This is a genomic window from Stenotrophomonas sp. TWI169, from assembly GCF_039674705.1.
Lineage (GTDB): Bacteria > Pseudomonadota > Gammaproteobacteria > Xanthomonadales > Xanthomonadaceae > Stenotrophomonas > Stenotrophomonas maltophilia_P.
Genome location: NZ_JBDJOB010000007.1, coordinates 81,838 through 102,885, shown reverse-complemented (window position 1 = coordinate 102,885; position 21,048 = coordinate 81,838). Strand labels below are relative to the sequence as shown.

The 21,048-nt window shown below is 67.7% G+C and carries 17 protein-coding genes; 8 read left to right on the top strand and 9 right to left on the bottom strand.

The genetic code is table 11. The features are described from left to right. Window positions 1-180 precede the first annotated feature (180 nt). From ABE543_RS07810 to ABE543_RS07800, 3 genes are read left to right on the top strand one after another with little or no spacing between them, the layout of a single operon-like run. Window positions 181-747, top strand: coding sequence for a TetR/AcrR family transcriptional regulator (locus ABE543_RS07810; protein ID WP_053518751.1), 567 nt, complete (start codon window positions 181-183; stop codon window positions 745-747). Beyond that, window positions 747-2,420, top strand: a complete 1,674-nt coding sequence (locus ABE543_RS07805) for an MFS transporter (RefSeq protein WP_346475548.1) — start codon at window positions 747-749, stop codon at window positions 2,418-2,420. The genes ABE543_RS07810 and ABE543_RS07805 overlap by 1 nt, the downstream gene beginning before the upstream one ends. Window positions 2,421-2,430: 10 nt before the next feature. Then, on the top strand, window positions 2,431-3,591 hold the full coding sequence (locus ABE543_RS07800; protein WP_074900901.1) for an HlyD family secretion protein: 1,161 nt from the start codon (window positions 2,431-2,433) through the stop codon (window positions 3,589-3,591). Between the two features lie 111 nt (window positions 3,592-3,702). Here the strand turns inward: ABE543_RS07800 and ABE543_RS07795 are convergent, their stop codons facing one another. The 7 genes from ABE543_RS07795 to creB form a co-directional block, all read right to left on the bottom strand. Next, the gene (locus ABE543_RS07795; RefSeq protein WP_053517393.1) at window positions 3,703-4,194 is read right to left on the bottom strand and encodes a Fur family transcriptional regulator; all 492 of its coding nucleotides are present in this window, start codon (window positions 4,192-4,194) and stop codon (window positions 3,703-3,705) included. A gap of 33 nt (window positions 4,195-4,227) precedes the next feature. After that, a complete protein-coding gene (gltX, locus tag ABE543_RS07790) occupies window positions 4,228-5,631 on the bottom strand; it encodes a glutamate--tRNA ligase (RefSeq protein WP_053517391.1) in 1,404 nt (467 codons plus the stop codon). Window positions 5,632-5,721: 90 nt separating this feature from the next. After that, the gene (locus ABE543_RS07785; protein ID WP_262101112.1) at window positions 5,722-7,320 is read right to left on the bottom strand and encodes a M20/M25/M40 family metallo-hydrolase; all 1,599 of its coding nucleotides are present in this window, start codon (window positions 7,318-7,320) and stop codon (window positions 5,722-5,724) included. A 98-nt stretch (window positions 7,321-7,418) separates the two neighbouring features. Beyond that, window positions 7,419-7,829 carry a hypothetical protein gene (locus ABE543_RS07780; protein WP_065181152.1) on the bottom strand — a complete coding sequence of 137 codons (411 nt, stop codon included), beginning with the start codon at window positions 7,827-7,829 and terminating at the stop codon, window positions 7,419-7,421. Window positions 7,830-7,839: 10 nt separating this feature from the next. Next, window positions 7,840-9,159 (bottom strand): cell envelope integrity protein CreD, encoded by a 1,320-nt coding sequence (gene creD, locus ABE543_RS07775; protein WP_065181151.1) that lies wholly within the window; start codon window positions 9,157-9,159, stop codon window positions 7,840-7,842. Between the two features lie 81 nt (window positions 9,160-9,240). After that, a complete protein-coding gene (gene creC / locus ABE543_RS07770; protein WP_197571881.1) occupies window positions 9,241-10,701 on the bottom strand; it encodes a two-component system sensor histidine kinase CreC in 1,461 nt (486 codons plus the stop codon). Between the two features lie 3 nt (window positions 10,702-10,704). Next, window positions 10,705-11,424, bottom strand: a complete 720-nt coding sequence (creB, locus tag ABE543_RS07765; protein ID WP_111185841.1) for a two-component system response regulator CreB — start codon at window positions 11,422-11,424, stop codon at window positions 10,705-10,707. A 34-nt stretch (window positions 11,425-11,458) separates the two neighbouring features. Here creB and rlmJ point away from each other — a divergent pair, with 34 nt between their 5' ends. From rlmJ to ABE543_RS07745, 4 genes are all read left to right on the top strand, one after another. Continuing rightward, on the top strand, window positions 11,459-12,316 hold the full coding sequence (gene rlmJ / locus ABE543_RS07760) for a 23S rRNA (adenine(2030)-N(6))-methyltransferase RlmJ (protein WP_053517399.1): 858 nt from the start codon (window positions 11,459-11,461) through the stop codon (window positions 12,314-12,316). A 95-nt stretch (window positions 12,317-12,411) separates the two neighbouring features. Further along, a complete protein-coding gene (locus ABE543_RS07755) occupies window positions 12,412-12,957 on the top strand; it encodes a GNAT family N-acetyltransferase (protein ID WP_346475547.1) in 546 nt (181 codons plus the stop codon). Between the two features lie 125 nt (window positions 12,958-13,082). Beyond that, complete coding sequence (gene mfd, locus ABE543_RS07750; RefSeq protein ID WP_193395624.1) at window positions 13,083-16,547, top strand: transcription-repair coupling factor; 3,465 nt, start codon at window positions 13,083-13,085, stop codon at window positions 16,545-16,547. 52 nt (window positions 16,548-16,599) lie between these two features. After that, window positions 16,600-17,211, top strand: coding sequence for an HD domain-containing phosphohydrolase (locus tag ABE543_RS07745; protein WP_065181148.1), 612 nt, complete (start codon window positions 16,600-16,602; stop codon window positions 17,209-17,211). A gap of 78 nt (window positions 17,212-17,289) precedes the next feature. On the opposite strand, the gene ABE543_RS07740 is transcribed toward ABE543_RS07745, so the two are convergent. Both ABE543_RS07740 and gpmA read right to left on the bottom strand, forming a co-directional pair. Beyond that, window positions 17,290-19,383 carry a M13 family metallopeptidase gene (locus ABE543_RS07740; protein ID WP_346475546.1) on the bottom strand — a complete coding sequence of 698 codons (2,094 nt, stop codon included), beginning with the start codon at window positions 19,381-19,383 and terminating at the stop codon, window positions 17,290-17,292. A 147-nt stretch (window positions 19,384-19,530) separates the two neighbouring features. After that, on the bottom strand, window positions 19,531-20,280 hold the full coding sequence (gene gpmA, locus ABE543_RS07735; protein ID WP_014036448.1) for a 2,3-diphosphoglycerate-dependent phosphoglycerate mutase: 750 nt from the start codon (window positions 20,278-20,280) through the stop codon (window positions 19,531-19,533). A gap of 93 nt (window positions 20,281-20,373) precedes the next feature. Between gpmA and nfi the strand changes: the two genes are divergently transcribed. Next, window positions 20,374-21,048 (top strand): deoxyribonuclease V, encoded by a 675-nt coding sequence (gene nfi / locus ABE543_RS07730; RefSeq protein WP_065174657.1) that lies wholly within the window; start codon window positions 20,374-20,376, stop codon window positions 21,046-21,048.

The following is a 21,048-nucleotide window of genomic DNA, read 5'->3' as shown; positions in this document are numbered from 1 at the left end:
CCCGGTACGGCTTCGGACATGAGCCGCGCCGTGACGCTATCGATATGGCCTGGTGGCACCTCCCACCTGCCATGGATACGAATTCACACACCGATCACAAAGATGTGCGTAGGACAACAACCGGACAATCCCGTCACTCAATGTCTCGCACATCGGACACTTCTGTCCGAAAATGAACCCATGACCGCTCAACGCGCTGATGCCGCTGCCCGCCGTGCCCTCATTCTCGACGCCGCCGACCATGTGTTCGGGCAACACGGCGTCACCGCTCCGCTGGACCTGGTGGTCGAACGCGCCCAGGTGGGCCGGGCCACGCTGTACCGCAATTTTCCCGACCGCACCGCGCTGATCCAGGCCCTGCTGCAGCGTGCGGTCGACCGTATCCGCCGCCAGGTGGAGCAGCTGGGCGACCGTGACGACGCCCTGTTCGAGGTGTTCGAGGGGATGGCCCAGCGCATCATCGATTCACCTGCGCTGGCCGATTACTGGCGCGCCGTTGATTCGGACGTGCCCTCCATGCGCGCCGCGCGCGAGACCGTACGCGACCTGCTGGAAGCACCGATCCAGCGGGCCATCGCCGCAGGCCTGTGCCGTCCCGATCTGGAAAAAACGGATATTTCACTGATCTCCGGCATGCTGGGAGCGGCCCTTCGCGGCAAGACCCGTGACGAGCGCGCCCGTCTGGCCGGGCGTGCCCTGCAACTGCTGCGCGGAGGACTCCAGGGAGCAGCCAGCGGAGCACGCTGATGGTGCAGCCGTATCTGAAGCCGGTGCCGGACTGGGAGGAGCATGAGAAGCCGACCATGCCCGGATCGGCTTCGATGCCGTGGCACCCACCCTACCGGCGTGCAGCCTATGCCCTGGTGTCCCTGCTGGTGGCCATCACCGGCGGCCTCGGCAATGCGCTGGTCACCGCCAACCTGCCGTTCCTGCAGGGGCAACTGCAGCTCACCCCGACCCAGGGCAGCTGGCTGGTGGCCGCTTACGCGATGGTCAACGTCACCGCCAACCTGCTGGCCTTCAAGTTCCGCCAGCAGTACGGCATCCGCCTGTTCGCCGAGATCGGCCTGGGGCTGTATGCCGCGCTGGCCGTGCTGCACCTGTTCGTGGGCAGCTTCGAAACCACGATGCTGACGCGCGCGGCCAGCGGTTTCGCCGGTGCGGCGTGTTCGACGCTGGGTACGCTGTACATGCTGCAGGCGTTGCCGCGGCGCTTCACCGGCAACCTGCTGGTGATCGGCGTCGGTCTGTCGCAGCTGGCAGTTCCGCTGGCCTGGATCGTGTCGCCCGGCCTGGTCGATACCGGGCAATGGCACCAGCTGTATTCCTTCGAAGCAGGGCTGGCGCTGTGTGCGTTCGCGGCGGTGGTGGTGCTGAAGCTGCCGCCAGGCGTGCAGATCAAGGCCTTCGAGCCCATGGATTTCCTCACCTTCAGCCTGCTTGCCCCGGCGGTTGCGCTGCTGGTGGTGGTGCTGGCCCAGGGCTACACGCGCTGGTGGCTGGACACACCGTGGCTGGGCTGGGCGCTGGTCGCCTCGATCGCATTGTCGACCACCGCCTTCATCATCGAGCACTACCGGCGCAATCCACTGCTGCAGACGCGCTGGCTGGCCAGCCTGCCGGTACTGCACTTCATCGTGGGTGCGTTCCTCATCCGCTTCCTGACCACCGAGCAGTCCTACGGCGTGGTCAGCCTGATGCGCACGCTGGGCATGGGCCCGGACCAGCTGCGCCCCTTGTTCGTGGTGATTCTGGCAGGGGTTGTCACCGGCATCATCGGTACCGCCGTGACCTTCGGCCCGAAGCGGCTGATCCCGCAGCTGCTGATGGCGATCCTGCTGCTGGGTTCGGCGGCGTTCTTCGACCAGAACCGCACCAGCATGGACCGTCCCCACGATTTCTACCTCAGCCAGTTCCTGGCCTCGGTCGGTGCCGGGATGTTCATGGGCCCGCTGATCATGCTGGGCATCTCCGCCGCCCTGAAACAGGGTGTGGACCACATGATCACCTTCCTGGTAACGCTGTCGATCACCCAGACGCTGGGCGGGCTGGCCGGCTCGGCGCTGCTGGGAACCTTCCAGCTGCATCGCGAACAGCTGTACTCCAGCGCGCTGACCAGCCAGCTTGATCCCGCCGACCCGGTGGTGGCGCAGCGCCTGCGCATCCAGCAGCAGCTGTACGCCGCGCAGATCACCGATCCGGTGCTGCGCAGCGCGCAGGGCACCGCGCAGCTGGCACAGACGACGCGCCGCGAGGCCAATGTCCGTGGGTTCAATGATGTGTTCACCCTGAGCGGCTGGCTGGCGATCGGCTTCCTGTGCTGGTTGCTGCTGCTGTCGCTGCGTACCGCCGTGCTCAAGCAGTGGCGCAAGCGCCATCCGCCCTCCTCCGCTGCGGCCTCCCCCGCAGCGCTCCGCTGAGTCCTTCGCCATGCCTCCCGTCCCGCCCCGTCCCGACGATGCCGACAACGTGACCCCACCGCCGCCGACCGACGCGGCACCTGCGCCCACGCCGGCTGAGCCGGCGGTCGCGCCGAAGTACCTCAAACCCAGCGCGCGCAGCGTGGCAGTGATGGTGGTGGTGGCCCTGCTGGGCATCGCACTGATCCTGCGCGCGTGGCACCTGTGGCCGTTTGCCAGCAGCGTGATGGTCACCGACAACGCCTACGTGCGCGGGCAGATCACGGTGATGGCACCCCAGGTGAATGGCTATGTGACCGAGGTGCTGGTGAAGGACTTCCAGCACGTGAAGAAGGGCGAACCACTGCTGCGCATCGATGACCGCATCTATGCGCAGCGCGTGGCGCAGGCACAGGCCACGCTGGACAGCGCGCGCGCGGCGTTGGCCAACTCCGATCAGTCGCAGGCGCAGAACCGCGCGCAGATCGCTGCGGCCCAGGCCACCCTGTCCGCCGGCAAGGCCGAGCTTGAGCGCTCCCGCAACGAGCTGAAGCGATACGAACAGCTCGCCGCACAACGCCTGGTATCGATCAATGACCGCGACCGCTTCCGCACGACCCAGGCGTCGGCGCAGGCCAGCGTGCAGCAGTCGCAGGCGCAGATCCGCATCGCCGAGGAAACGCTGGTCTCCACCCAGGTGGCACGCAAGAGCCTGGAGGCACAGGTGGAAAGCGCACAGGCGCAACTGGAACTGGCACGCATCGACCTGGCCAATACCGTGATCCATGCGCCGCGCGACGGGCAGATCAGCGAGGCCAGCGTGCGGACCGGCCAGTACGTGGCCGCCGGCTCACAGCTGCTGTTCCTGGTGCCCGACGCGCTGTGGGTGGTCGCCAACTACAAGGAGGGCCAGACCTGGCAGATGCGCATCGGCCAACCTGCGACGTTCGCCGTGGACGCGTTCCAGGGCCAGGTGCTGCGCGGCCATGTGGAGCAGATCGCCCCCGCCACCGGCTCGGAATTCAGCGTCCTGCGCCCGGACAATGCCAGCGGCAACTTCACCAAGGTGGTGCAGCGGCTGCCGATCCGGATCTCGATCGATCCGGGGCAGGAGCTGGCCGCGCGACTGCGTCCCGGCATGTCGGTGATCGCACGGGTGGATACGGCGGCCGAGCCTGCGCCGGCCCGGTAGGGTCGAGCTCGTGAAACGGGGGTCAGATCCCTTTTGCCTTGGCAACATGAAACTGGGGTCAGATCCCTTTTGCCTTGGCAAAAGGGATCTGACCCCACTCGCGCCGGCCGCTCAGCCTGCGCAGCGGGCGCAGAGTCCGTGCACTTCCAGCGTCTGCGCCTGCGGCTGGAAGCCGAGCTCCTTGGCCCGCTTCTCCAGCTGGCCGACGATCTCGCGGTCTTCCAGTTCCACCGCGCTGTGGCAGCTGTTGCAGATCAGGAACGGCACCGAATGCGCCGCACTGCTGGGGTGGTGGCAGGCCACGAAGGCATTCACCGATTCCAGCTTGTGCACGAAGCCGTTGGCCATCAGGAAGTCCAGCGCGCGGTACACGGTGGGCGGGGCATCGGCGCCCACGCCCTTGCCGTTGCGCACCCATTCCAGCAGCTCGTAGGCCTTGACCGGCTTGCCGGCTTCGGCGATCAGCTTCAGTACGTTGGCGCGGATGGGGGTCAAGCGCAGCCCGCGTTCGCGCGAGACACGCTCGACCACCGCCACGAAATCCGATGCGTCATGGACGTGGTGGTGGGGGGCGGTACAGGCAGTGGCAGTCTTGGCGGGCATGCGCGTTCTCCGGTTCGGCCTGGCAAGGATGCCTCAGACCGTTGCTACCTTGGTAATGGCCGCGTCGATGCGTTTCAAGGCCTGCTCACGGCCGGCCAGGTACACGGTGTGGGAAATGTCAGGGCTGACCTGGGTACCGGTGATGGCCACGCGCAGCGGCTGGGCGACCTTGCCCATGCCGATCTCCAGCGCGGCGGCCGTGTCGTGCAGGGCCGTGCCGACCGCTTCGGCCGTCCATTCCGGCAGCGCCGCCAGCAGTTCACGGGCCTTGCCCAGGGCGACCTCGGCCCCGGCCTTGAAGTGCTTGGCCACTGCGGCTTCGTCGTAGTCGTTCAGCGGCTGGTACCAGACCACGGCCTTCTCGGCCATTTCCTTCAGGGTCTGCACGCGTTCACGCAGGGCGATCACCACGTCTACCGGTGCCGGGCCCGCCGCCACGTCCAGGCCCAGCTTCTGCAGCTGGTAGACCAGGTGCGGCACGATGTCGGCCGGTTCCACGGTCTTCAGGAAGTGCTGGTTGACCCAGCCCAGCTTGGCCATGTCCAGGCGCGACGCCTTGGAGTTGCAGTCCTTCACATCGAACAGGTCGATCAGTTCCTGGCGGGTAAACAGTTCCTGGTCACCATGCGACCAGCCCAGGCGGGCCAGGTAGCTCAGCAGTGCGTCCGGCAGGTAGCCGGCATCCCGGTACTGCATCACGTCGGCGGCACCGGTGCGCTTGGACAGCTTGGCGCCCTGCTCGTCCAGGATCATCGGCATGTGGCCGAACTTCGGCACCGGTGCACCGATGCCTTCGTACAGGTTGATCTGGCGCGGCGTGTTGTTGATGTGGTCGTCACCGCGGATGACCTCGGTGATGCCCATGTCCCAGTCATCCACCACCACCGCGAAGTTGTAGGTGGGATAGCCGTCCGGACGGAAGATGACCATGTCATCCAGTTCGCTGTTGGCGATCTCGATCCGGCCCTTGATCAGGTCATCGAACACCACCGTACCCTGCAGCGGATTCTTGAAGCGGATGACGCGGTTCGGGTCGTCCCGGTACGGCAGGCCCAGCTCGCGCGCGGCACCGTTGTAGCGCGGCTTTTCCTGCCTGGCCATGGCGGCTTCGCGCATCGCGTCCAGCTCTTCCCGGGTTTCATAGGCGTAGTAGGCCTTGCCGTCGGCAATCAGCTGCTCGGCGACTTCCCGGTAACGGGCTACCCGGTCGGTCTGGTAGATCGGACCTTCGTCGTAGTCCAGGCCCAGCCACTCCATCGCCTCCAGGATGGCGTCGATCGCCCCCTGGGTGCTGCGTTCACGGTCGGTATCCTCGATGCGCAGCACGAACTCGCCGCCGCGGTGGCGGGCCTCCAGCCAGCAGTACAGCGCGGTGCGGGCGCCACCGATATGCAGATAACCGGTAGGACTGGGGGCGAAGCGGGTGCGGCAGGTCATGTGGGGCTCGAGGAACGGGAATTCCCCGATTTTACCACCAGCCCCGCGCCGGCACGGAGGGACGGACGGGGTCCGTCCCTCCGGCTCACGTCACGGCTGCGGCTCGGCCTTGCGCGGGAACGACTGCTCGCGCATCGCCGCGTTGTAGGCGAAGGAGGCCACGATGGCCGCTGCCTGCTTCAGATCTTCGGGCTCGGCGTGGTCCCAGGTGTCCAGGTGGCTGTGGTGGACATTGGTGAAGTAATCCAGCCGGTCCTGGATGAACTGGAAGCCGGGCAGGCCGATGCGGTCGAAGCTGATGTGGTCGGTGCTGCCGGTGTTGCGGGTCGCCACCGTGGTGGCGCCGACATCATGGAACGGGGCGAGCCAGGCCTCGAAGATCGGCATCGCCGCCAGGTTCTCCTGCGCGTAGATGCCACGGAAGCGGCCGGAGCCGTTGTCCATGTTGAAGTAGACCTGGAACTTGCTGTAGTCGCGGGTCTTGCGCAGCGGTCCGGTGGGGTCGCGCAGCGAGGCCGGCAACGCCTTCTGCGCAGCGTCCACCGGTTCCGGGAACTGGCCGAAGTGCTTGGCGACGTAGGCCTGCGAGCCGATCAGGCCCTGCTCCTCGCCGCTCCACAGCGCCACCCGGATGGTGCGCCGGGGCTTGGCACCGGTGGCCTTGAGGATGCGCATGGCTTCCATCATCACCGCCACGCCGGCCGCGTTGTCGGCCGCGCCGGTGCCGCTGTGCCAGGAATCGAGGTGCGCGCCGATCATCACCACCTCATCCGGCCTGCTGCTGCCCCGGATCTCCGCCAGCGTGTTGTAGCCGGGCTGATCGCTGTCGTCGGTGAAACGCGCGCTCACGTCCACCCGCAGGCGCACGGGCTGCTTGGCCTCCAGTGCACGCACCAGCGGATTGAAGTGCTCGGCGATCATCGCCAGCTCCGGAATGCCGACCGATTCCCCGGCCTTGCGCGAGCCACCACCGGCCACGCGGATGATGCCGTTGTCCCAGCTGCTGATGCTGATCGAGGCCAATGCGCCTTCCTCGACGAAGAAGGCGTTGACCTTGGCCGCCAGCGCCTGCCGCTCCTGGTACTCCTTCACCCGCTTGGCGCGCTCGGCGGTGGCGTCCTTGTCCTTGGGCAGGGTGAATTCCTGCAGTCCCTCCAGCGAGGTGGCGTCGTGACGATGCGAGTCCGGCTCGGTACCCCGCTTGTACTCGCGCGCCTCGCCGAGCAGCAGGATCTTCCCGCGCAGCTTGCCGCGGTACTTCTCGATGTCTTCCGGCTTCTTGATGTCCACCTGTACCAGCTCGCCCTCGACCGGTCCGCGGGTGCCCGGCGTCCAGGCCTTGGGCAGTGCGTGCAGCGGCATCACGCGGTCACCGAGCATCTCCACGCTGGCCGAGGTGAACTCCCAGCCACGGCCGAAGTCGTCGAACGCTTCGTCATGGACGTTGTCCAGTTTCCATTCGGTGAACTTGCTGCGGGTCCACGCGTTGGCACGCCCCATCGCCGGGGAGTTGGTCAGGCGCGGCCCGATGCGCTCGGTGAGATAGCTGAAGGTGTCCATCACCTGCGAGCGATGGAACGCCTCCTGGCGGATGCGGCTGACCATGTCCAGGTCCACCGGCTCGCGCTGCTGCGCAATCGCATTGCCGCTCATCGCCAGCGCAACCGCCAGCACACCCCACTTCAGCACATCCCACCCCTGCCCTTCGGCTCGATCATCAACCCCTGAAGTCTAGCCAGCGGGGGCGCTCGGCCCCCGTCCCATCGGTCATGGGCAGTGCAGACGCCTCATCCGCTCCAGCCCAGCCACAACTGGGCGCGCATGGGCAGCAGCAGCAACCAGTGCCGCCGGTCGATGCTGCTGCAGCCGTAAACCGCAGCATGCGCAGGCCAGTCGCCGGGCAGGCCGGCGATGCCGATCTCGGCCAATGCCCCCGGCCCGGCCTTCCAGGGCCGGTAGCGCGGCACCTTTCCACCCAGCACGCCGCGTCCCTGCCGTGCACCGTCCAGCCACTCCAGCCCCTGCCCCAGCACTCCTTCGCAGGTGGCCGCCGCCAGCTGGAAGCGGACCAGGCCGGGGGCGATCCGCGCCCCCGGCAGGGCCGCCAGCACGCCATGCGCCTGCAGCAGTGCATCCACTTCGAGCAGGGCCGGAATGCCCTGCTGGGCTCTCAGCCGCAATCCCTGGCGCCATCCCATCGCGATCTCCTCACTTTGCTTCCGCGCCCAGCGCATACCAGTCCACGCGGCGGGTCACCCACATCGCCAGCGCCAGAATCACGAACAGCAGCAGCGAGCCCATCAGCAGCGCGTTGTTCTCCGAGACCAGCAGCCCGTAAAGCGCGCCATACAGCACGGTCAGCAGCGCGGCGAAGCCCAGACCGCGCTTCCAGTGACCGAGCACGTTGGCCAGGTACACCGCCTGCAGGCCGATGCAGGCCGCCGCCGAGACCAGATACGCCTTCCAGAAGGCGATGTGCTCGGACAGGCTGATCAGCAGCAGGAAGAAGATCGCCAGTGCCAGGCCCACCATCAGGTACTGCAGCGGGTGGATGCGCAGCGATTTGATCAGCTCGAACAGAATGAAGCCGACGAAGGTGAGCAGCACGAACAGCACGCCGTACTTGGAGGCGCGATCCGCCTGTGTGTAGGCGTCGACCGGATCGACCAGCGACACGCTGACCGCCTGCGACGCCACCTCGCCATCGCCGCGCAGCTGGCGCTGGGCATCGGAGGCCAGCGAGGACACCGCCCAGCGTGCGTCGAAGCCCTGCGCATCGACGCGGCGTTCGTTCGGCAGGAAGGCGCCGGCGAAGGACGGATGCGGCCAGCGCGACCGCAGTGCGATGCGGTTGTCATCGCCTACCGGCACGACCGACAGCATGCGGCTGCCGTCCAGCCGCAGTTCCAGCTCCACCGTGCTCGCTGCCAGCAGCCCGCCCTGCACCGCGGCAAAACCCGCAACGGGCGCATGCAGGCCACGCCCCAGTTCCGCAGCGGCGCCGACGCCCGGCAGCAGGCGTACCTGGCGGCCATCCACGCGCAGGTTGGGCGTGCCGACCAGACCACGCGCGTCGGACACCCCCAGCGCCACATAGGGCTGGCCATAGGTGCGGCCTGGCTTGACCGGATAGTCGTCAGCCGCGAAAGAGGCCTTCAACTGGCCGTTCCAGCTGTACACCGGCACCTTGAACAGCCCGACCTCACGCTGGCTGGGCAGCATCTCGCCGCCAACGTCGAGCGAGGCCGGCATCTGCAGCCAGTGCCCTTCGCTGACCTGCACCTCGGTTTTCTTGTTGCCCTTGGCGTCGACGACTTCCACCTGCTGGCGCTCCACCCACGGCACCACCCGCACCGGCCCCACCAGCTGCTGCGCGCCGGCGCGGCTGTCAGCGACCCGCGCGAAGGCTTCGTCCCGGTATTGACTGCGCTCGTTGATCACGCTGCGGATCATCATCAGCGGAATCAGCAGCAGCAGGATCAGCCCGCCGACAATGGCGAACCGCAGCAGCATCTTCAGGGATTTCATGGTCCATCCTCGTTGGAGAGGGCTGCAGCATGGACCGTGACGGTGAGCGGGGTTTGTGGCGAATTTGAAGCGGATGTGAAGTCAGCGCCGCGTGCGCGGGCCGGGCATGCCCAGCGGCAACCACAGGCTGGCCACGGTCCCGCCGCCGTCGCGGGCCTGCAGCTGGACACGGCCATCGTGCAGGCGCGCCACTTCCTGCACGAACGGCAGCCCGAGGCCGGAGCTGCGGCGGCCACTGCCGGGACGGGCCAACGAATAGAAGCGCTCGAACACGCGGTCACGGGCATAGTCGGGAATGCCGGCCCCCCGGTCGGCCACCTGCAGGCGCACGCCGCCGTCCTCAACCTGTGCCTGCAGCACCACCTCCGTCCCCGATGGAGAGAAGGCAACCGCGTTGTCGACCAGGTTGTTCAGCGCCTGCCGCAGCAGATAGGCATCACCCTGAATGCTCAGATCCGCCACGGCATCAGTGCGTACCTCGACGCCGGCCGCCTGCGCGCGCACCTGCGCGGCTGCGACGGTCTGCTGCAGCAGGTCCGGCAGTGCGATCGGAGCACGCGTCTGCAGCCAGCCATGCTGCTCCACTTCGGCCAGCGCCAGCAGCTTGTCGATGGTTTCGGTCAACCGCTCCTGCTGCTCGAGGATGCTGCGCGCGAAGTGCGCACGGTCGGCATCGGCCATCGGTTCCTGCAGCAGCTCGGCGGCACCGCGTATCGCGGCCAGTGGGCTCTTCATTTCGTGCGTCAGCGACTGCACATACTGCTCGACGTAGGCCTTGCCTTCGAGTTTGCGCCGCATGGTCTCCAGCGCCTGGCCGAGATCACCGATCTCATCGCGGCGGCGGCGTGGCGGCGGCACCGGCTCACCGGCGGTGACCGCGCGCGCATAGCGGCTGAGCTGGCCCAGGCCGGTGGTCAACCACATCGTCACCAGCACCCCGACCAGCGCCGAGAGTCCTATCAGCCATGCGCCGCGTTCGATGATGGCGCGCTGGCTGGCCGCAATGAACGGATCGATGCTGCGGTTGGGCTGGGCCAGGGTGAGCACGCCGATGAGGGTGCGGCCATCGCCCGGGTCGTACACCGGCGCGGCCACATGCATCACGGTGTTGCCCTCCTCGCCCGGCGTCTCCGGGCTGGAGCGGGCGCCGTACTCGCCGCGCAGGGTGCGGTAGACATCGTTCCAGCGCGAGTTGTCACGACCGACGTCGCGGCCCTGCGAATCGTAGATCACGATGCCTTTCGCATCGGTGATCGTCACCCGGTAATCGAGGGCGCGCTTGGGAAAGCGCCACACCATCGCTTTCAGGTCACGCTGCCGCGCCTTGGCCAGGTTGCGGGTGAAACTGCCGCTGTTGATGGTGCCTGCCTTGACGTCCGCCGCCGCCATCTCGGCCAGCACGTTGGCTGCATCGACCAGGGTCGATTCCATCGCCTGGCGCACGCCCGGCTTCACTTCGTTGACGAACACGCGCATGACGAAGAACGCGGCGATGCCCACGATCAGGAAGAAGCCCAGGAACAGCTTCATCACCAGACGCATCGCTCACACCTCCAGGGCGTAGCCCAGGCCACGGTGGGTCCGGATCGGGTCGGTGCTGGCGCCGGCCGCGCGCAGCTTGGCACGCAGGGTCTTGACGTGCGTATCGACCGTGCGGTCGGCGCTGTCGGCACTGCTGTCCCAGCCGCGGTCCATCAGCTGGGCGCGGCTGAGGATGGCCCCGGGGCGTTGCAGCAGGGCTTCCAGCAGTGCGTACTCGTAGCGGGTCAGGTCCAGCGCCTGGCCGTGGAAGCGGACACGCCGGCCCTCGCGGTCGATGGCGAAGGCGCCATGCGTCTGCCAGCCCGCATCGGTGTCACTGGCGGCAGGCGCCGCCCGCCGCAGCCGCGCGCGCACCCGCGCCACCAGCTCGCGCGGCGAGAACGGCTTGGCCATGTAGTCATCGGCGCCCAGCTCCAGGCCCAGCACCCGGTCCAGTTCGTCGTTGCGGGCGGTCAGGAAGATCACCGGCAGCTGCGCCTGCGGACCGGGCAGCGCACGCAGCCGACGACAGACCTCGAAGCCGCTCAGGTCCGGCAGGCCCACGTCCAGCACCACCACATCGATGCCACCGTCCCGCAGCCGCTGCAGGGCATCGCTGCCGAGCAGGCAGTGACTGGCCAGGTAGCCCTCGCTGCGCAGCGCGTAGAGCACGGTTTCGGCGATGGCGGCTTCGTCCTCGACCACCAGGACATGGGCAACGGGAGCTGTCATGGCGCGCAGCATAGCCGCTGCGGCCGCCGCCCCGTACACTGCCCCCATGAATTACCGCCATGCCTTCCACGCCGGCAACCATGCCGATGTCCTCAAGCACATCGTGCAGCTGGCCCTGATCGACAGCTTCAAGCGCAAGGACAGCCCGTTCTTCGTGCTGGACACCCACGGCGGCGCTGGCCGCTATCTGCTGGCCAGCGAAGAGAGCCGCAAGACGCTGGAGGCCGAATCCGGGGTCATGCGCCTGATGGCGCAGCCGAAGCTGCCGGACGTGGTCGAGCGCTACCTGAAGGCCGTGCAGGCCGACAATCCGGTCGGCGCGCTGACCAACTACCCCGGCTCGCCCCTGCTCACCGCCCAGGCCATGCGTGCGCAGGACCGGATGGCGGTATGCGAGCTGCAGGAAGACGAAGCAGGCACGCTCAAGGCCCTGTTCGCCCATGACAGCCGGGTCGGCGTGCACCCGGGCGACGGCTATGCACTGCTGCGCTCGCTGCTGCCGCCGAAGGTCAACGGCAGCAAGATCGGCCGCGGCCTGGTGCTGATCGACCCGCCCTACGAGGCCCAGGACGCCGAGTACCAGCGCATCCTGGCAGCGCTGGCCGAGACGCTGGCGCGCTGGCCGCAGGCCACCTGCGCGGTGTGGTTCCCGATCAAGCAGCGCCGCACGATCCTGCATTTCCTGCGCAAGGCCACTGCCTTGCCGGTCAAGTCGGCAGTGACCATCGAGTTCCTGGTACGCCCCGACGACTCACCGCTGCGCCTCAACGGCAGCGGCATGCTGGTGCTCAACGCCCCCTGGCAGTTCGACCGGGCGGTCGGTCCGGCCCTGCCGGCGCTGCGCCAGCACCTGGGTGAGCCCGGCGCCAGCACCCGCCTGGATTGGCTCAAGGCACCTGAATAATGGCCTTCACGAGGCTGTACGCCCGTGAGCCTTTTGTTCACGGAAGACAGCCCCGGTGATGCCACAATCGATGGACCACCAAGGAATCACCCGGTATGGCCACTCGCAACCGCATGCCGCCCTGGCATGAGATCTTCAAGGCTCCCAGCGGCCACGAGCTGCTGATCCGCCCCATCCGCCCGGAAGACAGCGCGCCGCTGCAAGCGGCCTTCAGCCTGTTCGGGCCGGAAGAAATCCGCGACCGTTTCCTGCAGGCGGTGACCGAGCTGTCACCGGAAACCACCCAGCGCCTGACCCATCCGAATCCCAAGACCGAGATCACCCTGGTCGCGGCCGAGTCCCTGCCCGCCGGTGAGGCCGTGGTCGGTGCGGTCGCCCGGGCCTCGATCATCCCCGGTACCCGCGAAGCCGAGTACGCGATCCTGATCAGCCGCTTCCTCATCGGCCAGGGCCTGGGCCGGCAGCTGATGCGCAAGCTGGTGAAGTGGGGTCGGGGCAAGTACCTGGATCGCCTGTACGGCGATGTGGCGGCCGAGAACGAGCCGATGAAGCAGCTGGCTGCCTCGCTGGGCTTCAAGCCCGTTCCGCACCCGAACAGCACCGAAGGGCTGGTACGCATGGTGCTGGAACTGGACAACTGACGGTGACGCCGGGCGCCGCCCGGCGATGCCGTTGCAGCCACTGCGCACGCCGGGCATGGCCCGGCGCTGCCCGCTCACGCAGCAATCATGGGGCGGCTGGAGGCTTCTGCTAAAATCCGCGGTCCATGTCGCGTACTTCATACCCCGCCCCGCCGCTGCCGCGCGCCGGCCAGCTCCGCGCCTGGTGGCGCGCCCCCGCTTCACCGACCGCCCTGGCCTGGTACCTGGCCCAGGCGGCGCGCGCGCATGACGCGCCGTTGCTGGTGGTTGCCCGTGACAACCACGGCGCCAACCAGCTCGAAGCCGATCTGCAGACCCTGCTGGGCAACGATCCCGCGCTGCCGGTGATCGCCTTCCCGGACTGGGAAACCCTGCCCTACGACCGCTTCAGCCCGCATCCGGACATCATCTCGCAGCGCCTGGCGGCCCTGCACCGCCTGCCTGCGCTCAAGCGCGGCCTGGTGGTGGTGCCGGTCCAGACCCTGCTGCAGCAGCTGGCCCCGCGCAGCTACGTGATCGGCGGCAGCTTCGACCTGAAGGTCGGCCAGCGCCTGGACCTGGAGGCCGAGAAACGCCGCCTGGAGAGCGCGGGCTACCGCAACGTGCCGCAGGTGATGGACCCCGGCGACTTCGCCGTGCGCGGCGGCCTGCTCGATGTGTTCCCGATGGGCGCCGACGAGCCCTTGCGGGTGGAGCTGCTGGACGAGGACATCGACTCGATCCGCGCCTTCGACCCGGAAAGCCAGCGCTCGCTGGACAGGGTCGAGTCGGTGCACATGCTGCCCGGCCGCGAAGTACCGATGGATGAGGCCAGCATCGGCCGCGTGCTGGCCACCCTGCGTGAACGCTTCGATGTCGACACGCGCCGCAGCGCGCTGTACCAGGACCTCAAGTCCGGGTTGGCCCCGGCCGGCATCGAGTACTACCTGCCGCTGTTCTTCGATCGCACCGCCAGCCTGTTCGACTACCTGCCTGCCGGCAGCCTGCCGGTGGTGTGTGCCGGCGCCGGCGAAGCCGCCGACGCGTTCTGGGCACAGACCGGCGAACGCTACGAGCAGCGCCGCCACGATGTCGAGCGCCCGCTGCTGCCGCCCTCGGCGCTGTACCTTTCGCCTGAGCAGCTGCGCGAGCGGCTGAACGACGCGCCACGCATCGAAGTATGGGCCGCCGACCATGCACGCATCGCCGATGCACATGCGCTGGGCGACCAGCCCCTGCCGGCGCTGCCGGTAGCGGCCCGCGAAGCGCCCGCTGGCGACGCGCTGAAATCCTTCCTCGGCCACTACCCCGGCCGGGTATTGATCGCCGCAGATTCACCGGGCCGCCGCGAAGCCCTGCTGGAAGTGCTGCAGGCGGCCGAACTGAAGCCGCCGGTGGTTGCCGACCTGCCCGCCTTCCTCGCCAGCGATGTGCGCTTTGCCATCACCGTGGCGCCGCTGGAAGATGGCTTCGCCCTGGACGATCCGCGCCTGGCGGTCCTGACCGAACGCCAGCTGTTTCCCGAGCGCGCCGGTAGTACCCGCCGCACGCGCCGCGCCGGCCGCGAACCGGAAGCGATCATCCGTGACCTGGGCGAGCTGACCGAAGGCGCGCCGATCGTGCACGAGGATCATGGCGTGGGCCGTTATCGCGGCCTGATCGCGATGGACGTCGGTGGCATGCCGGGCGAGTTCCTGGAAATCGAGTATGCCAAGGGCGACCGCCTGTACGTGCCGGTCGCACAGCTGCATCTCATCAGCCGCTACTCCGGCGCATCCGCGGAAACCGCGCCCCTGCATTCGCTCGGGGGCGAGCAGTGGACCAAGGCCAAGCGCAAGGCCGCCGAGAAGGTGCGCGACGTCGCCGCCGAACTGCTGGAAATCCAGGCGCGCCGGCAGGCACGTGCCGGACTGGCCCTGCAGGTCGATCGCGCGATGTACGAACCATTCGCCGCCGGCTTCCCGTTCGAGGAGACACCCGACCAGCTGGCCGCCATCGACGCGACCCTGCGCGACCTCGCCAGCAGCCAGCCGATGGACCGCGTGGTCTGCGGCGATGTGGGCTTCGGCAAGACCGAGGTCGCCGTGCGCGCCGCGTTCGCCGCCGCCAGTGCCGGCAAGCAGGTGGCGGTGCTGGTGCCGACCACGCTGCTGGCCGAACAGCACTACCGCAACTTCCGCGACCGCTTCGCCGATTACCCGCTCAAGGTGGAAGTGCTGTCGCGCTTCAAGAGCACCAAGGAGATCAAGGCCGAACTGGAGAAGGTCGCTGCCGGCACCATCGATGTCATCGTGGGCACCCACCGCCTGCTGCAGCCGGACGTGAAGTTCAAGGATCTGGGCATGGTCATCGTCGACGAGGAACAACGGTTCGGCGTACGCCAGAAGGAGGCGCTGAAGGCGTTGCGTGCCAACGTGCACCTGCTGACCCTGACCGCCACGCCGATCCCGCGCACGCTGAACATGGCCATGGCCGGCCTTCGCGACCTGTCGATCATCGCCACGCCGCCGCCGAACCGGCTGGCGGTACAGACCTTCATCACGCAATGGGACAACGCGCTGCTGCGCGAGGCCTTCCAGCGCGAACTGGCGCGTGGTGGCCAGCTGTACTTCCTGCACAACGACGTGGAGAGCATCGGCCGCATGCAGCGCGAGCTGTCCGAACTCGTGCCGGAAGCGCGCATCGGCATCGCCCATGGCCAGATGCCGGAGCGCGAACTGGAAAAGGTGATGCTGGATTTCCAGAAGCAGCGCTTCAACGTGCTGCTGTCGACCACGATCATCGAGTCGGGCATCGACATCCCCAACGCCAACACCATCATCATCAACCGCGCTGACCGCTTCGGCCTGGCCCAGCTGCACCAGCTGCGCGGCCGCGTGGGGCGTTCGCACCACCGCGCCTACGCCTACCTGATCACGCCTGACCGCCGTGCGATCACCCCGGATGCCGAGAAGCGCCTGGAAGCCATCGCCTCCATGGACGAGCTGGGCGCCGGCTTCACCCTGGCCACGCACGATCTGGAAATCCGCGGTGCCGGTGAACTGCTCGGCGAGGACCAGAGCGGGCAGATGGCGGAAGTCGGCTTCAGCCTGTATACCGAGCTCCTGGAGCGCGCGGTACGCAGTATCAAGCAGGGCAAGCTGCCGGACCTGGATGCCGGCGAGGAAGTGCGCGGTGCCGACGTCGAGCTGCATGTGCCGGCCCTGATTCCGGAAGACTACCTGCCGGACGTGCATACCCGCCTGACGCTGTACAAGCGCATTTCCAGCGCGCGCGACAACGATGCGCTGCGCGAGCTGCAGGTCGAGATGATCGATCGCTTCGGCCTGCTGCCGGACCCGGCCAAGCACCTGTTCGCGGTTGCCGAGCTGAAGCTGCGGGCCAACGCGCTGGGCATCCGCAAGCTGGACCTGGGCGAGAACGGTGGCCGCATCGTGTTCGAATCGAAGCCGGACATCGACCCGATGGCCGTGATCCAGCTGATCCAGAAGCAGCCGAACCTGTATGCGATGGAAGGCCCGGACAAGCTCCGCATCAAGCACCCGCTACCCTTGCCGGAAGACCGCTTCAATGCGGCCCGCGCCCTGCTGACGACCCTCGCCCCGGGTTGATTTCCCACCGCCACCACCCCGCACCGGCCCCACCCGGTGCGGGCGGACGACCATGCTGCCTGACGCCGTACCCGCCCCCGACCTGCTGCACGCACAGGCCTGCCTGATCGATGCCCTGGCCATGTCGCTGCAGATGCGCGATGCCTACACCCGCCATCACTGTGACCGGGTCGGCCGGCTGGCCCAGCGCCTGGCCGTGCACTGCGACCTGGACCAGGAGGCCGGCACGCGGGTCGCGCTGGCCGCGCGATTCCATGACATCGGCAAGATCGGCATTCCCGACGACGTGCTGCTGAGCCCTCGCCGGCACACCGAGCAGGAGCGCGCGATCATGCGTGAGCATCCGGTGCGTGGCGAGCACATCTTCCTGACCACCGGCCGCAGCGATGCCGCCGCGGTGGCCAGGCTGATCCGGGCCCATCACGAGGCATTCGACGGCAGCGGCTATCCCGACGGCCTGCACGGCGAGCACATCCCGCTGGGCGCGCGCATTGTCACGCTCGCCGACGCCTACGATGCGATGACCAGTGATCGTCCGTACCGGGCGGCGATGGCGCACGGAACGGCACTGCGCATCCTCGATGACCAGGCCGGCGGCCTGATCGACCCCTACGTGCTGCAGCGCTTCCATCGCCTGCTGGCGCAGGAACCTGCGCTGGCCTGAGATCCGGCGCCACCGGGCGAACAGACAAAAGGCCCGGCTTGCGCCGGGCCTCTCGCATCACGCTTCACGTGTGATCGGTTACCAGATCACCACGCGCTTGTCGTCGGCACGCACCATCGCGTCACCGGCCTTGCACTGGAACGCAGCCGCGAACGACGGCATGTTCGAGGGCGCACCGTTGGCGCGGAAGTTGGCCGGCGCGTGCGGATCGGTGTTCAGGCGCACGCGCAGTTCGCCATCGGTGAAGTTGCGACGCCACACGGTGGCCCAGTTCATGAAGAAGCGCTGGTCCTGGCTGTAGCCATCGACCTCGACGTTCGCCTTCGGATCTTCCTTCAGCGCCATCTGCAGCGCGTCATAGGCAACGGTCAGGCCGCCCAGGTCGCCGATGTTCTCGCCCAGGGTCAGCTTGCCCTTCACATTCACGCCGGGCACCGCTTCGTAGCCATCGAACTGCGCGACCAGCTGGTCGGTACGTTCGGTGAACGCCTTGCGGTCGGCATCGGTCCACCAGTTGTCGAAGTTGCCGTTGGCGGCGAACTGGCTGCCCGAATCGTCGTAGCCGTGCATCATCTCGTGGCCGATCACCGCGCCGATGCCGCCGTAGTTCAGTGCCGGATCGGCCTTGGCGTCGAAGAACGGCGCCTGCAGGATCGCTGCCGGGAACACGATCTCGTTCTTGGTGGCGTTGTAGTAGGCGTTGACTGTCTGCGGCGTCATGCCCCACTCGGTCCTGTCCACCGGCTTGCCGATCTTGTCCAGCATGTAGCGGTAGTTGAACGCACGCGCCGCCTGCATGTTGCCGAGGTAGCTGTCGCCGTTGGTCTGCAGGCCTGCCCAGTCACGCCACTTGTCCGGGTAACCGATCTTCGGGGTGAAGCTGGCCCACTTCTCCAGTGCCTTCTTCTTGGTTTCCTCGCCCATCCACGGCAGCTGCTCCAGGCGCACCTTCAACGCCTGCGACAGGTTTTCCACCAGGTGCTGCATGGCCACCTTCGACTCGGCCGGGAATACGGCGTCGACGTACAGCTGGCCCAGCGCCTCACCCATGCCGCCGTTGACCGACTCCAGCACGCGCTTCCAGCGCGGCTGCATTTCCTTCTGGCCACGCAGGGTGGTGCCATAGAAATCGAAGTTGGCCTTCTCGAACTGGCTGCTCAGGTACGGCGAGGCGTCGTCGATGGTGTGGAAGCGCAGGTAGGCCTGCCAGGTGCTGGCCGGCACATCGACCAGCATCTTGTCCATCTCGGAGAAGAAGCCCGGCTGGGCCAGCGAGAACTTCTGCGCGGCCGGCACTTTCAGGGTGTCGAACAGCGCGGTCCAGCTGAAATTCGGGGTCAGCCTGTCGGCGTCGGCAGCACTGAGCGGGTTGTAGCGCTTGGCCGGGTCACGCATTTCGATGCGCGACATGGACGCCTTGGCCAGGCGGGTTTCGAAGGCCATCACGGCCTTGGCCTGCTCGGCGGCCTGCGCGGCGTCCACGCCGGACAGGGTCAGCACCTGCGCGATGTAGGCCACGTAGGCGTCGCGGATCCTGGCCTGCGCATCATCGAAGTAGTAGCCCTTCTCCGGCAGGCCGAGGCCGCCCTGGCCGATGTAGGCGATGACGTTGGCCGAATCCTTGTAGTCGGCATTGGCGAACAGCGAGAACAGCACGCCCTTGCCCTCGGCCTGGCTGTCGCGCAGGTACTGGGTGATCGAGGCGGTGTCCTTCAGCGCGGCGATCTTGTCGAGCTGCGGCTGCAGCGGCGCCAGGCCCGCAGCCTCGATCTTCGCTTCGTCGTTGCCGGTCTTCCAGATGTCGCCGATCTTGGCTTCCACCGAACCGGCCTTGGCCTGGCTGGCGGCAGCCTGCTGTACCAGCGCATGCTGCACTTCCAGCGAGCGCTCGCGCAGGATTTCGAAGCTGCCCCAGGTGGTCTGGTCGCCCGGTACCGGATTGGCCTTCAGCCACTTGCTGTTGACGAAGCCATTGAGGTCGGTGCAGGCCGCGATGGCCGGATCGAGATCGGCGCTGTTGAGCGAGATCAGCGGCGTCTTGATCTGTGACAGGTCGAAGGCCGGCGTAGCGTCGGCACTGGTCGCCGGTGCAGTTTCGTTCTTGCCACACGCGGCCAGGGAGGCGGCGATGGCGATGGTCAGGCCCAGCGGGGCCAGGTTGCGGACGTTCATGAGGCTCTCCTGCGGGTAGTTCCACAGGGTAGACGGGGACGCCCGCGGCAGGGACCGGCCAAAGGTCACAGAGCGCTCGTCATGTGGCGCCGAGCCCTGCTCTGCGCCACAAAAAGCGAAGGCCGGCGTGCGCCGGCCTTCCGATTCCTACTTGGCCTTGCCCTGGTTGGCCACGGCCTCAGCGGCCTTGCGCGCCGCTTCCGGGTCGCCCAGGTAGCGGAACGACTGCACGGTCAGGTCATCGTTCAGTTCGAACAGCAGCGGAATGCCGGTCGGAATGTTCAGCTCGAGGATTTCCTCGCGCGAAACATTGTTGAGGTACTTGTACAGCGCGCGCAGCGAGTTGCCGTGGGCGGTCACCAGCACCGTCTTGCCGTCCTTCAGCTGCGGCGCGATGGCGTCGTGCCAGTACGGCAGCACGCGGTCGAGGGTGGTGGCCAGCGATTCGGTACCCGGCAGCGCGTTGCGGTCCAGCCCGGCGTAGCGACGGTCGTGGATCGGATGGCCCGGGTCTTCCAGATCCATCGGCGGCGGCGGGATGTCATAGGAGCGACGCCACACCTTGACCTGCTCCTCGCCGTGCTTTGCAGCGGTCTCGGCCTTGTCCAGGCCCTGCAGGCCGCCGTAATGGCGCTCGTTGAGACGCCAGGATTTGTTCACCGGCAGCCAGTCCTGCTCCAGCTCGGCCAGGGCGCCCTGCAGGGTGTGGATGGCGCGCTTCAACACCGAGGTGTGGGCGACGTCGAACTGCAAGCCTTCCTCGCGCATCAGGCGGCCAGCGGCGGCCGCTTCCCGGCGCCCCTGCTCCGTCAGGTCGACATCGACCCAGCCGGTGAAGCGGTTGTCCAGGTTCCACTGGCTCTGGCCATGGCGCAACAGTACGAGTTTACGGGTCACTGCAGGATCTCCAACGCGAGGAAAGGCAGGCCGCCATTGTAGCCCCGGGGCCGCTCACCGTGCCGTGGCGCGGCCCATGCGATGCTGTGATCGATGAATACCGTGATCGATCCCGGGCGCTGGCAGGGCAGCGTCGCCGCCGCACGCGAGCAACAGCTGCGGCTTGCGGCGCGGGTGGAGCGCAGCGACCGGCTGCCGGGTACCGTACGCTGGCTGGCCGGGCTGGACGTCGGCTTCGAGGACGACGGCCGCACCACCCGCGCCGCAGCCGTGCTGCTGGATGCCGCCACCCTGCAACCGGTGGCCCGGGAGATCGCCCGCATTCCCACGGTGATGCCTTACATCCCTGGCCTGCTCAGCTTCCGCGAGCTGCCCGCCCTGCTCGCTGCACTGGCCCTGCTGCCGCGTTCGCCGGACCTGGTCTTCGTCGACGGGCACGGCATCAGCCATCCGCGACGGCTGGGCGTGGCGGCGCACCTGGGCGTCGTCACCGATCTGCCGAGCATCGGCGTGGCCAAGTCGAAACTGGTCGGTCGCTTCGTCGAGCCCGCAGACGAGGCTGGCGCGCATACGCCCCTGCTCGATGGCGATGAACAGCTCGGCTGGGTGCTGCGCAGCAAGGTCCGCTGCAGGCCGCTGTTCGTCGCTGGCGGGCACCGCATCAGCGCCGATACCGCACTGCAGTGGGTGCAGCGCACGCTGCGTGGCTATCGCCTGCCGGAGCCGACCCGCCTGGCGGATCGGCTGGCGTCGCGACGGGACGCGTAG